At 59.2% G+C, this 12,081-nt stretch carries 10 protein-coding genes; 2 read left to right on the plus strand and 8 right to left on the minus strand.

Annotated elements, in window-relative coordinates; translation table 11 throughout:
- Positions 1 to 29: 29 nt before the first annotated feature.
- The 8 genes from ACILSO_RS10355 to ACILSO_RS10390 all read right to left on the minus strand — a co-directional run bounded on the left by ACILSO_RS10355 (position 30) and on the right by ACILSO_RS10390 (position 10,445).
- Positions 30 to 854 (minus strand): alpha/beta fold hydrolase, encoded by an 825-nt coding sequence (locus ACILSO_RS10355; RefSeq protein WP_395737321.1) that lies wholly within the window; start codon positions 852 to 854, stop codon positions 30 to 32.
- A 41-nt stretch (positions 855 to 895) separates the two neighbouring features.
- Entirely contained in the window at positions 896 to 2,137 is a 1,242-nt protein-coding gene (locus ACILSO_RS10360) for a DUF3472 domain-containing protein (RefSeq protein ID WP_395737322.1), read from the minus strand.
- Positions 2,134 to 3,339, minus strand: coding sequence for a Gfo/Idh/MocA family protein (locus ACILSO_RS10365; protein WP_395737323.1), 1,206 nt, complete (start codon positions 3,337 to 3,339; stop codon positions 2,134 to 2,136). The genes ACILSO_RS10360 and ACILSO_RS10365 overlap by 4 nt, the downstream gene beginning before the upstream one ends.
- A gap of 135 nt (positions 3,340 to 3,474) precedes the next feature.
- On the minus strand, positions 3,475 to 4,470 hold the full coding sequence (locus ACILSO_RS10370; RefSeq protein WP_395737324.1) for a LysR family transcriptional regulator: 996 nt from the start codon (positions 4,468 to 4,470) through the stop codon (positions 3,475 to 3,477).
- A gap of 42 nt (positions 4,471 to 4,512) precedes the next feature.
- The gene (gene tdh, locus ACILSO_RS10375; protein WP_395737325.1) at positions 4,513 to 5,541 is read right to left on the minus strand and encodes an L-threonine 3-dehydrogenase; all 1,029 of its coding nucleotides are present in this window, start codon (positions 5,539 to 5,541) and stop codon (positions 4,513 to 4,515) included.
- A gap of 64 nt (positions 5,542 to 5,605) precedes the next feature.
- Positions 5,606 to 7,030, minus strand: coding sequence for a DUF1501 domain-containing protein (locus tag ACILSO_RS10380; protein WP_395737326.1), 1,425 nt, complete (start codon positions 7,028 to 7,030; stop codon positions 5,606 to 5,608).
- Positions 7,027 to 9,519 (minus strand): DUF1549 domain-containing protein, encoded by a 2,493-nt coding sequence (locus tag ACILSO_RS10385; RefSeq protein WP_395737327.1) that lies wholly within the window; start codon positions 9,517 to 9,519, stop codon positions 7,027 to 7,029. Before ACILSO_RS10385 ends, ACILSO_RS10380 begins: the two co-directional genes overlap by 4 nt.
- Before the next feature lie 80 nt (positions 9,520 to 9,599).
- On the minus strand, positions 9,600 to 10,445 hold the full coding sequence (locus tag ACILSO_RS10390) for a phosphodiester glycosidase family protein (protein ID WP_395737328.1): 846 nt from the start codon (positions 10,443 to 10,445) through the stop codon (positions 9,600 to 9,602).
- A gap of 117 nt (positions 10,446 to 10,562) precedes the next feature.
- On the opposite strand from ACILSO_RS10390, the gene ACILSO_RS10395 reads away from it, so the two are divergent.
- Positions 10,563 to 10,988 (plus strand): hypothetical protein, encoded by a 426-nt coding sequence (locus tag ACILSO_RS10395; RefSeq protein WP_395737329.1) that lies wholly within the window; start codon positions 10,563 to 10,565, stop codon positions 10,986 to 10,988.
- A gap of 58 nt (positions 10,989 to 11,046) precedes the next feature.
- A complete protein-coding gene (locus ACILSO_RS10400) occupies positions 11,047 to 12,036 on the plus strand; it encodes a GDSL-type esterase/lipase family protein (protein WP_395737330.1) in 990 nt (329 codons plus the stop codon).
- Positions 12,037 to 12,081: the final 45 nt, after the last annotated feature.

Genomic DNA, 12,081 nt, shown 5'->3' on the forward strand with positions numbered 1-12,081 from the left:
TATTTTGGCAACCGCGAATTTACATCTTCTCATTGACCCGCCGCCAGAACCGCCTCCACCAGCGGAGTCACCGGATCCAGCCCATGCGGATGATGCCCCGCCTCCGGCTTCTCCCAGCGCGTGATTGAACCACCCAGCGCCTTATAGCGCGCCTCCAGCACATCCGCGTGCAGCTTAGGAGGGACAATGTCGTCCTTCATTCCCAGCACAAAAAACACCGGCACCCTGGCCGCAGCGAGGCCCTCCAGACCGTCCACCGGGCTGCCTTTGAATTCAGGGAGCTGCGCTTCGGTGATGCCATAGCTTTCCAGGCACTCTTTCCTCATCGCCCGCGCTTCAGGCGTCCCGTTCGGAAACTTCTTCAAGTCCAGCAGCGGATTGTCAGCATAAATGGCGCTGACTTTGGTGGGGTTGGCTTTCGCCCAGTTGAAAATATAAGTGCCGCCACGGCTCATGCCCTCCAGCACCGGCTTCGGACCAAGCCCGAGCTTCTGCGCGAGCGCATAAAATTGATTCCAGCGCTCCACCGCCTTGGGCGCTCCCCAAAACTCCACCACATCGCAATACACCAGATGATACCCGTGCTCCAGCATCGCGATGTCAAAGGCAGGCTCGTGTCCCCAAAAACGCGCACGCCACACCCACGGGCTGCCCGCCGCTGCCTTCTTCGGCGCGACGATCTTGCATTCAGCCCCATCACCAGGAAGATCAAAATCCAGTTCAACGAAATCGTGAAACCGCTCCGCCTTCGTCTCGGAGACTCCCGCCGCCGTCAGCCGCGACTTCAAATCGTCTGCGCTAACTGCCACGCAGCACATCCATGCCATTCCAACCATCAGTGAAAGTTTCATCATGCCGCAACATGAAGACGTTCACTGGCTTTGAAAAGCATCATTCACTTCTTTGGCAGATTGATCTGAGGGGCCGCGCCACTGGCAGGCCGCTCAAACCTTTTGCCAAACGGCGTGAAGCCTTCCACGAATCCCCCTTGGGACAGGAAGAATTTCCCGTTCTCGACTCCCATGAACCGGTCAAGCCGGTTGGCCTTGCCGGTGCCGTCGTGGCTGAAAGTCGCAGCCGTCAGTTCCGTCCATTTGCCATCCGCAGTAGCGATCCGTTGCGGCCCGTAGAGAGCCTTGCGCTGGAGGTGACCGTTCTGACCTCCGAAATTTTCACTGAATGAATACAGCCCTCGTAGATACTTGCCATCCTTGGGCGCACGAAAGCTCGCAATAAGCATCCATTCTTTCTTCTCGGGATGAAACCAGAAGCCGCTGTAAGTCGTGTGCTCTCCTTCAGGCTCCACGCGGACCACAAACTTCTGCGCTTCACCCGTCTTCCAAGGATAGACGAGATGCGAATGGCCACCCGTTCCCTCATTGCCAAAGACGCTGGCTTCCACTCCCTCGCCTTTGGCGACCAGTTGAGTTTGGTTCTCGGCGGAGACGGTGCTGCGATCCTTGGCGTTCTGCCCTGTGCCCGCGTCCCAGATGGAAAAAATGATGCGCCGCTCCTCCAGCGAGTTGACCTGCATGCCAAAGTAGCCGCGCGTGAATCCACAGGCCATGTAGTACGTCGCCACTGGATCCTCCACCGCCGTGACCTCATTGTAAAACATCGTGATCTTCTCATCCTTCGGCGTTGGATACATCAGGTGCACCGAGGCTGCATTGCGCCGCGGCTCCAGATTGAAATGCGCATCCTTGATGGCTGCTCCGTCGAGCACCAGCGCCTGAATCGATCCTTTGCCGTCAGCACTGCCGACCGTAGCTAGATCAAACCGGACATAACCCGCCTGAGCGATCTCAAAGTCGCCCAATTCCGCCTCGCCATTCTTGATGGTGGCCTCGTTGCTCTGCTTCCCAATCGTGAGCCGCAGTTTTCTCCCATCCTCGTCCTTGGCTTTGATGACAGCACTGAGCTTGCCTGGAGTCTTGATCTCTCCAAACCACAGCACGTGCTGGTTCTTGTCCGTCCATTGGGAAGCGCCTTTCTCTTTGGAAATCGTCACTCCTCCAGAATCCGTTTCCGCATAGGCCGTGAAAGCCGGCACGTTCAATTCAGCGTGCGCGCTGGCCAGCAGCAACAATGTGGTGGTGGTGAAGCAGAGGCTCTTTTTCATAGTCGTAAGGTTCATGATTTTAATCCTTTGAGTTCAGGTTTTGCGACGATCGCATCCCGGATGAATTCATCCCACGTCACGGCGTGTCCTGCCTTTGCGGCATGTTCTCCAAAAAGCGTCAGCAGCGTGGTTTCCACCGCACCTTCGACCGTGGGATTTCCTCCCGGATCTTTGGCAGCGATGGCCGCACGAAAAGACTCGACGTTGTTCACCGAGCCCGCGCGATACAGATTCTTTGTTTCCCCTCCGCCCCAGAAATTGTCCTTGCCGCCACGGATCATCACCCGCCCGCCAAACTTGCTGGTGAAGGCACCTTTCGTGCCGACAAAACGATTGTCACAAAGGAAGGGCGAGCCCCATGCGGTGTACTGGCGCGAGGCGAAAGTCACCGCACCTTTTGCAAACTCAAACAGAATGGCAAAGTGGTCCGACACATCGCCCACATTGTCTGGACGCCCGCCGCGGCCGCAGGTGCCGCTGATGCGCGTCGGCCGTCCAAAAGCCCAGCTCACGATGTCCAGCGCATGGATGTTTTGCTCGGTGATGATGTCGCCCGCCAGATCGCGGTGGCGGATCCAGTTTTTCAGACGCCCCTCTGGCGTGTCATCCGCCTCGCTTTGCAGCGGGATCAAATCCGCCTCGTAATGGCACTCGCCAAATTGCAGGTCACCAATGCCTCCGTCATGGATGCGCTTGATTCCCTCCTGGAAAAACGCATCGCCACGGCACTGCACATCGGCCAGCACCACGATGCCCTTGGCCGCCGCATCCTTCGCCAGTTGGCGAATCGTTTCGCACCCGGCCACGTCGATCGCCACCGGTTTCGCGATGAGCACATGCTTGCCTGCCGCCACCGCATCAATCGCCTGCTGCACGTGAAAAAACGGCGGGCTGTGAATAGCCACCGCATCCACGTGCTCCAGCATCTTCTTGTAGCCATCCAGCCCGGTAAATTGTTGATCCGCGGCGATGCTGAACTTTTCACCAAAGCTCTTCACCTTGTCTTCGAAATAGTCACACGCTGCGGTGAGTTTGAAGCCGGGATTTTCAGCCAGGATGCCCGAGACAAACGTCCCTCGTCCGCCGCAGCCGATGTTGCCGATCTTGAAGACCGGCCCGCTGTAGGGAGTTTGTGCTGGCGTTGCAGAGGTTTGCGCGGCCACTCGGCTGGCGAAGGTGGCGAGACCTGTGGCGTGAAAGAAGGAGCGTCGGTTCATGAATAGGGAGGGGTTGGATTTTAAAGGTCAGACATCAACGCCTTCCCGCCGCAATGGCTTTGGTCAGATGTTGTTAAATGTTGAATCCGTTTGGCAATCATTCGTTTGCGCCTAATGCTCGCTTTACTTCCGCGTTTACGATTCCGGACGGAAGGCCTTGATCACCAGCTCCCGAAACGCACGCACATGCTCGGGTTCGAAGCGGCCCTTGCGCTGCACCAGAAAGACTTCCTCATGTCCAAAGAGATCAGAGGCATCTCGAAACACGATCTCCGTCTCGCCTGCTGCGCGCTTGGGCAGCCTGACTCCCGCAGCCGTGGTTCCGAGCGCGATGCCAAAGCCAATGGCCACATAGTTCAGCAGCAGCGCGCGGTTCGTGGCCGTCATCGTCACATTCATGCGCTCCGCCAGCCCGGCTCGCGCAAACATTCTCCGGATCTGCCGATGGGAACTGCTCTCCTCCGGCGCCAGCACCAACGGTTCATTGACGATGCCCGCCAGCGTCAGCTGCCGGGTCTGAAGCAGGGCGTGATGGGCAGGACAAATGAGATGAAATGCGAACCGCGTCAGCGGCAGGCACTGGAACTGCGGCATCGGCTCATCGCCCTCCGCCATGCCCATCACCGCCAGGTCAGCCCCATCCTGCTCGATCACCTGACGCGCGAGGTACGAAGACCGGTCCAGCAGCACCAGTTTCACCGTCGGATGATGCTGCCGGTAGGCGATGATCGGCCGCCGCAGCGCGCCGGCAATCATTGTCGGCGGCGCAACCACCGTCAGCGTACGCGCAGCCGTGCTGCGGCGTTCCTCAAACATCGCCCTCAGGCCGTCGAAGGATTCGACCAGCGGAGCCGCCAGGTCCACCAGTGACCGGCCATCGTCCGTCAGAGAAACTTTGGCGCCGTCTGCCACCACAAACTGCACGCCGTATTCATCCTCCAGGGAGCGAATCTGCTGCCACACCGAAGGCACCGCCAGCCCCATCGCCGCGGCCGTCGCTGCAAAGCTGCCATGCCGCGACAGCTCCACCAGCGCGCGGATCTGCCTGAAACGCACTTCTTTGAAGTAACGGCGCACGGGTGAGTCGGTGCCTGTTCCGATCCTGCGGGGAGCGTTGGTTTTTGCTTTCATCGTTAGCCTAGTCCTAATGGATCAACAGGTGATCGCAAGCGTCTAAGCTGACCAGTCCAGCACAACTTTGCCGCAGTTACCGGATTCCATCGCTGCAAAACCCTGCTCGAACTCGGTAAAATGAAATCGGTGTGTGATCACCGGCTTGATGTTCACTCCGCTCTCCAGCAGCACGCTCATGTAATACCACGTTTCATACATCTGCCGCCCGTAGATGCCCTTGATAGTCAGCATGTTGAAAATGACCTTGTTCCAGTCGATGGCGATCTGCTCGCTCGGGATGCCCAGCATGGCGATCTTGCCTCCATGGCACATGTTGTCGATCATGCTGCGAAAGGCGGCGGCGTTTCCGCTCATTTCGAGTCCTACATCAAAGCCTTCCCTCATGCCGAGCTGCTTTTGCACGTCCTCGATCTTTTCGTTGGTCACGTTCACCGCCCGCGTCGCTCCCATCTGCCGCGCCAGATTCAGCCGGTACTCATTCACATCCGTGATCACCACATGTCGCGCTCCCGCATGCTTCACCACCGGAATCGCCATGATGCCGATCGGCCCCGCGCCCGTGATCAGCACATCTTCACCGAGGCACTCAAAAGCCAGGGCCGTATGCACGGCATTGCCAAAGGGATCAAAAATGCTCGCCACTTCCTCATCCACACCATCGCGATGGTGCCACACGTTGGTCATCGGCACGCTGATGTATTCCGCAAACGCACCGGTGCGATTCACGCCAATGCCCACGGTGTCTTTGCAAAGATGGCGCCTTCCCGCCAGACAGTTGCGGCAGCGGCCGCACACCACATGCCCCTCGGCGCTCACGATTTCCCCGGGGTGGAAGTCATTCACATTCGAACCGACCTCCACCACCTCCCCCACAAACTCATGGCCCACCACCATCGGCACCGGGATCGTCTTCTGCGCCCAGGCATCCCATTTGTAGATGTGCAAATCCGTGCCGCAAATGCCGGTTTTATGCACCTTGATCAGCACATCATTGATGCCCACCTGCGGCTCCGGGACATCCTGGAGCCAGAGACCGCGTTCCGAACGTGCTTTGACGAGTGCTTTCATATTGGATAAGTATGTCGATATATTGGACACGCGTCCACTAAATCGGCAACTGGTATTTTTTCCGCTACGCGAGAATCTGCGGAATCACCTGCCCGAAGTCCCGCTCCAGCCGCTTGCGGCCGGGAACCTCAAGCTGGTGCGGATCCAGACCGAGCAGGTGCAGGATGGTGGCATGCACATCCGTCACATAGTGCGGATGCTCCACTGCATGAAATCCGAGTTCGTCCGTGCTGCCATGGATGGTCCCGCCTTTGATGCCTCCGCCGGCCATCCACACGCTGAAGCCAAACGGATGATGATCCCGCCCGTCGCTTCCCTGGCTTCCAGGCGTGCGGCCAAACTCCGTCGCGAAAACCACCAGCGTATCATCCAGCATGCCGCGCTGCTTCAGGTCCTTGAGCAGTCCGGCGATGGGTTTGTCCACCTGCTGCGCCAGCATCGAATGATTTTTCTTCAGGCCGGAATGAGAATCCCAGGCACCTGCGGCTCCATCGCCATGCTGAAGCTGGATGAAACGCACCCCACGTTCGGCCAAACGGCGTGCCACGAGCAGCTGCCGCGCAAACGGCTCGGTGATCTTGTCGTTCAGGCCGTAGAGCTTTTTGGTTTCCTCGCTCTCCGCGTCCAGGTTCATCGTCTCGGGAACCGCGGCCTGCATGTTGTAGGCCAGCTGGTAGCTCTTCATGCGGGCGGCGAGCGTTTTGTCTCCGGGATACGCCTCCGCATTCAGCGTGTTGAGCTGATGAATAAGGTCAAACTGCGCAGCCTGCTCCGCTTTGGCGATAGCGATCTCTGGCGTGGCAAATGGCATCGCGTTCTTGGGGTCCACCTTTAAATTCACCGCGTCGTAAGCGGGCCCCAGATAGTGCCCGTCTCTGACGTCAAAAAAGCGCGGCCCCATGTTGATGAACGAGGGCAGGTTGTCCGTCATCGAACCCAGCCCATAGCTGATCCAGGCGCCAATGGTAGGCACACGTGGCTCCAGCATGTGCCTGCCGCTGTGAAACTGCACCTGCGCCCCATGATTGTCGTCCGTGGTCCACATGCTGCGGATAAAGGCGATCTCATCCGCGCATGTGCCTAAGTTTGGAAACCAGTCGCTGATCTCCACTCCGCACTGACCATAGCGTTTGTATCCCACCTGAAGCGGATAGATCACGTTGCGCTGCTGTCCGTTCGCATCGTTCACCACCACCACCCGCACCTTCTTGAGCTTCTCGGGATTCTGTACCTCCTTGAAAGGCGTCTCGCCGATGGACTTGCCCGCGTACTTCGTCAGCATCGGCTTCGGATCAAAGCTTTCCATGTGGCTCACGCCCCCGCGCATAAAGAGCCAGATCACCCGTTTCGCCTTCTGGGGAATCACCGGCAGTCCGCTCGGCGGGTGCCACGCCTCCTCCGCGCGCAGCATGGAAGCAACCGCAATGCTGCCCAGTCCGCCGAGGATGTCACGGCGGAGGAAGGGCGTAGGTCTCGGCAAAGAATTCATCGCAGGGTCACAAAGTCGTTATGGTTGAGCAGCGCCTGCACAAAGAGGCTGCGGTTTTGCTTCAGCTGCGCCAGGCCGGACAAACTCACTTCACGCTCCCCTGCCGTCGCGGGCCGGCCCAGCACTGCCAGGAAGGACTGCTCGATGAACTCCCTCTCATCGAGCTTGCCAAACTTTGCCGCCAAAGCATCCGCACACTCACGGCTGAGCCTGCTGTTCGTCAGCGCCAGCGCCTGCTGCGGCACCACGCTTTCGTTGCGACGGTAGCATTCAAGGACGTTGGCGTTGTCAAAGGTGGCCAGAAAACGCTCCTCGACCTCGGCATTCTGAATGAAGTAAAGCGAGCGCCGCGGGCTGGTGTCCGCTGCTGTGGTGGGAAGGCTGGGACCACCGAGAGAAAGATCCAGCCTGCCAGCCAGCCGGAGCAGGCTGTCGCGCACCACCTGGCTTTCCATGCGGCGCGGATTCATGCGCCAGAAGGAAAGGTTGTCAGGATCTGCGGCCAGCGTTCTGGTGTCAGCCCCTGCATTCGAAGAACTGCGCCGGTACAATTCGGACAGCACCATGGTGCGGTGAAGATGTTTCAGGCTCCAGCCATTGTTCATAAAATCCACCGTGAGAGTGTCGAGAATGTCCTGGTGCAGAGGCGGCGGGGAGCGGCGGCCAAAGTCATCCATGTTAGCCACGAGCGGAACCCCGAAGTGCCGCATCCAAACTTGATTCACCAGCACGCGGGCTGTGAGCGGATTGCGTTTGTCAGCCACCCATTGCGCAAAGGCGAGCCGGCGCCCGGTGCTGGTTTCGGGATAAGTCTGCACAGAGGCGTTGGTGCTTTCCGTCGGACCTTCCTGGGCTTTCAAGCTTGCCGCCAGAGAGGTGTAGGCCTTGCCTGGGGCAGCCGCTTTTTTCTGGGCTTTTTCGAGAACCTCACGTGCGGCCTTGATCTTCTTCTCGGCGTCTTTGGCTTTCGGATTACCCCCCGCCTTCGCGAGATCGAGCTCCGCTTTCGCGACCAGGTACCGCGCCTCGGCCTGCGCGGCCGCAGTGGCCAGCGTTGTGTCTCCTTTGGCAATATCCGCAGCATGCACAGCCTGAATCATGGCCCTGCGCATGCTTGCTGTTTTCAGCGCGGCAGGATCATTGGCCTTCTGCGCCGCCTCGATCTGCAGTTCAGCCGCATGCAGATGATCCTCAAGCACAAACGGAAGCAGCACAGGACGTGCGGAGGCGGGTGGCAGCTTTAGCGCGGCAGGCTTGAACGAAGTGAATGCCAGCACCTGGGGAATTCCCGGCACCATCGGCTTCGACTTGTCCTCGTTTTTCTCATCTCCACGCACATGGCGGAAAGTTGGCTGATCCAGATGGAGATCAAAGACACGGGGCAGGCCATTTTTCTCAAAGTCAGGTTCGCCCTGCCACGGGTCCAGCCGCACGTGCATCGGTTCAAAGATGGCACGCATGCGGTAGTAGTCGGCCTGCTCAATGGGATCGTATTTGTGGTCATGGCACTTCACACACTGCATCGTCACGCCAAGAAAGGCGCGGCAGGTGTGTTCGATGGTTTCATCCAGCCAGGTTGTGCGGTTGAAAAGATAATAGCTGCGCGCCAGAAAACCCGTGGCACGAAGAGTTTCGCGATCTCCAGGCTCCAGTTCATCGCCCGCCAGCTGCTCCACAATCATGCGGTCATAGCCCTTGTCCGTGTTCAGAGACTCGACAATCCAGTCACGCCAGTGCCAGATATGCTTCTGACTGTGGCGGAGCTGCGCGCCCAGGCCATACCAGTCGCAATAGCGCCAGAGATCCATGAAGTGCCGCGCCCAGCGTTCGCCGTATTGCGGAGACGCGAGCAGTTCATCCACCACACGCTGGCGCGCCGGCAAAGAGGAGTCCTCCAAAAACGCGGCGACCTCTTCTGCTGACGGTGGCAGGCCGATGAGATCCAGATGCACACGGCGCAGCCAGATCTCCGGTGCAGCCTCCGGCTGAGGTTTGAGGTTCTGCGCCGCCAGCCGTGCCTTCAGCAGCGCATCCAGCGGTTTGCCTGAAGTCTTCGGTGGCTGGTAGGCCCAGTGCGCACGCGGATCATCCTCAGGCTTCTCGCCTGCAGGAGCGGGCGCACCTGTGGCCAGCCATGCCTGCAGTTTGGCCACCTGCTCAGAGTTGAGCCGGGCCCCTTCCCCCTCTGGCGGCATGCGGTCCTTTTTGTCGTCTGTGGTCACCCGCTGCAGCAGCAATGAAGGATCTCCGGCCAGGATGTCTCCGTTGTCACCGCCCTTGCGCATCGCCTCTGTAGTGTCGACGCGGAGGTCCGCCTTTTGTTTCAAGGCCCCGTGGCATGCGTAGCAGCGCTCCTTCAGCAGCGGCTTGATTTCGTGCTCATAATCGACCGCCGCTTCGGCCCTTGAAACCATTGCCGCAAACGCAGTCACGGCCATGCCCCGCAGCAGTGCTGCATGGAGAAGCGTCTGAAACGTGTGGTGATGCATGGGCGGAGTGATCCACTAATTACGCACTTCGATGCACCACTCTTTGCTCCTTGGTGAACACGTGCCCACGTTTCAGCAGCTTATTCGCCGGACTTTACTCCGATCACGTTGGGTATCGGCCAGTAATCCTTGTTGTCGTAGTTTTCGTTGAAGCCGGTTTCGTAGCTCCCGACGCATTTGAGTTCAAAGCCCCCACACTTGATGTGCAGCGAAGCCTCGGGGCCGCCTTCGAGGTGCTGCGCTGCCACCAGGCCAATCGGCAGCTTGAGCACGCGTTCGTTGAAATCATGCATCGCCAGGCCCGCCCCGCAGAAGATCAGCAGGGCGCAGCCTTCCCTGTCCTCCCCCAGCGCCGCCTCACTCCAGGCTTTCGGCTGCGGCTTCCAGCGATTCTCCCCCGGGCGTTTGATCAGGCGCAGGTTTTGCAAAAGGCATCGGTATTTCGGAAAGGTCGTCTCCTGCAGTCCGGCCATGTCCTGCTCGGTGTCTGCATCAAAAATGCGGAACACCGCCTCCTTGCTGTCCTCGGGAGCGAACATCGCAAAAGACGAGTACAGACCCTTCAGTTTGCCGGTGATGCCGGATTCCCGGTCCTTCATGAGGCCGGTGTGAGTCACATGATCAGGTTCAAACATGCCCGCATTGATCACCACGCTCAGCCCATGTTTTTTCGCCCATTCATCCGCAGTCAGGGCATCATGCTTCTGCCCGGCAGCCGTCAGCAGTTGCAGCCCGGCGACCTTCGGATCAATGCGCACAATGACAAACTCATGCGGCCCGGCGTCCTGCACCGCAAAACGCGCCAGCTGAACGCCCTTGGCGAGGCCCCGCCATTCAGCAGCCGCTTTGACAGGCTCCGGGACCTGCGCGGGAAGCGGGTGGCAAAATAACAGCGCCGCAAGAGATGGCAGGATCAGTCGGTTCATGTCTGGACACAACGTCCTCCGTTCACGAACTCTTTGCCGTCGTTCTTCCGCCTGTCATCTTCCTGTGGACTCTGGTAAAAAACTCAGCGCTCTTTTGACAGCCTCCGCTCCTCATCGATGAACCTCATTCTCTTGATCCACTTTGCAGCCACCTGGGCTCTCGTAGGCCTGATCTGGGTCGTGCAGGTGATCATCTACCCTCAATTTCATCGGGTCACAGGCGAAGGGTTCATGCCTTATCACTTCGCCCACTGTTTCCGCATCGGCCTGGTCGTGGCACCCTTGCTGTTGGTGGAAGCCGTCACCGCCGCGTGGATCGTCTACCACGGCTGCGATTTGAATTTTCTCCTGAGCGTCTGCCTCATTCCCCTCATCTGGCTCTCCACAGCCGCCTTGCAGGCGCCGCTGCACCTCAAGCTCATGCGAGGTTTCGATGCCGACCGGTGCCGGCGATTGAATATGACCAACTGGGTTCGCACCATCGCCTGGACTGCACGCGGCGTCCTGGTCAGCCTGTCAGTGCTTCAAACACCCGCCGCCTAGCCAGCGCTGACGAAGCTGTTGAAGACAGATTGATCCTGCGGCTGTGTAGAAATTACCCATGAAAATCCATCTGGCACTCGCCCTCCAACTTTGCGGCATCCTCCACGCCGCTCCGGCACTCCAACTCGAAGCGCCCGCCATCAAACGCGATGACAAGGGCGTGGTCACACTCACCAGCGCCTCCCCGGACACCACGATTCTCTACACCCTCGACGGTGCCGATCCCATCGCGAAATCAAATCCCTACCTCGCTCCCATCGATCTCTCATCCGGTGGCACGTTGAAAACACGCACCTTCGCCAAAGACCGCAAAACGATGAGCGAGGCCGCGCAGTCCACCTTTGAGCCGCTCGCCGGCCACTCCCCGCAGCCCAGCACCGTCGTCCCCGTCACGCAGGATCGCAGCTGGCCCAGCTACGACTGGGAAAAGCGCCACGCCCTCACCAGCGCCGCTGTCAAAAAATCCAAGCCGCAGATCCTCTTCATCGGTGACTCCATCACCCACTTCTTCGGCGGCGAGCAGTTCGATGGCTACGCCCTTCGCGGCCCGCAGACCTGGGGCGAATTCTACACCCCGCGCAATCCCGGCAATCTCGGCTTCGGCTGGGACAAAACCGAAAACGTCCTCTGGCGTCTTCAACACGGCGCCATCGACGACATCGCCCCCAAACTCGTCGTCATGATGATCGGCACCAACAACACCGGCAACTGCTCCGCGCCCGACATCGCCGCCGGTATCGAAGCCATCGTGCAGGAACTCAACAAGCGTCTGCCTCAGTCAAAAATCCTCCTCCTCGGCATTTTCCCCCGTGGAGAAAAGCCCAACCCGCAGCGCGAGAAAATCGCCGAGATCAACCGCACCATCGCCAAGCTCGACGGCACGCACAGCGTCACCTACCTCGACATCGGCCCCAAGTTCCTCACCCCCGAAGGCCTGATCACCAAGGACATCATGCCCGACTTCCTCCACCCCAATGAAAAAGGCTATCGCATCTGGGCAGAGGCCATTGAGCCCACCGTGAAGAAACTCATGGGCGAAACCAAATAGCTCGCAGACAAAAAAAGCCGGGGATCAAAAATCCCCGGCTTCTTC

Origin of the sequence: Prosthecobacter sp., assembly GCF_044226605.1 — a bacterium.
In the GTDB taxonomy this organism is placed as follows: Bacteria; Verrucomicrobiota; Verrucomicrobiia; order Verrucomicrobiales; family Verrucomicrobiaceae; genus Prosthecobacter.

What these genes read in the sequence shown, in the direction of transcription:
- ACILSO_RS10355 (WP_395737321.1), bottom strand. Translation starts at nt 854, where the DNA reads ATGATGAAACTTTCACTGATGGTTGGAATGGCATGGATGTGCTGCGTG.
- ACILSO_RS10360 (WP_395737322.1), bottom strand. Translation starts at nt 2,137, where the DNA reads ATGAACCTTACGACTATGAAAAAGAGCCTCTGCTTCACCACCACCACA.
- ACILSO_RS10365 (WP_395737323.1), bottom strand. Translation starts at nt 3,339, where the DNA reads ATGAACCGACGCTCCTTCTTTCACGCCACAGGTCTCGCCACCTTCGCC.
- ACILSO_RS10370 (WP_395737324.1), bottom strand. Translation starts at nt 4,470, where the DNA reads ATGAAAGCAAAAACCAACGCTCCCCGCAGGATCGGAACAGGCACCGAC.
- tdh (WP_395737325.1), bottom strand. Translation starts at nt 5,541, where the DNA reads ATGAAAGCACTCGTCAAAGCACGTTCGGAACGCGGTCTCTGGCTCCAG.
- ACILSO_RS10380 (WP_395737326.1), bottom strand. Translation starts at nt 7,030, where the DNA reads ATGAATTCTTTGCCGAGACCTACGCCCTTCCTCCGCCGTGACATCCTC.
- ACILSO_RS10385 (WP_395737327.1), bottom strand. Translation starts at nt 9,519, where the DNA reads ATGCATCACCACACGTTTCAGACGCTTCTCCATGCAGCACTGCTGCGG.
- ACILSO_RS10390 (WP_395737328.1), bottom strand. Translation starts at nt 10,445, where the DNA reads ATGAACCGACTGATCCTGCCATCTCTTGCGGCGCTGTTATTTTGCCAC.
- ACILSO_RS10395 (WP_395737329.1), top strand. Translation starts at nt 10,563, where the DNA reads ATGAACCTCATTCTCTTGATCCACTTTGCAGCCACCTGGGCTCTCGTA.
- ACILSO_RS10400 (WP_395737330.1), top strand. Translation starts at nt 11,047, where the DNA reads ATGAAAATCCATCTGGCACTCGCCCTCCAACTTTGCGGCATCCTCCAC.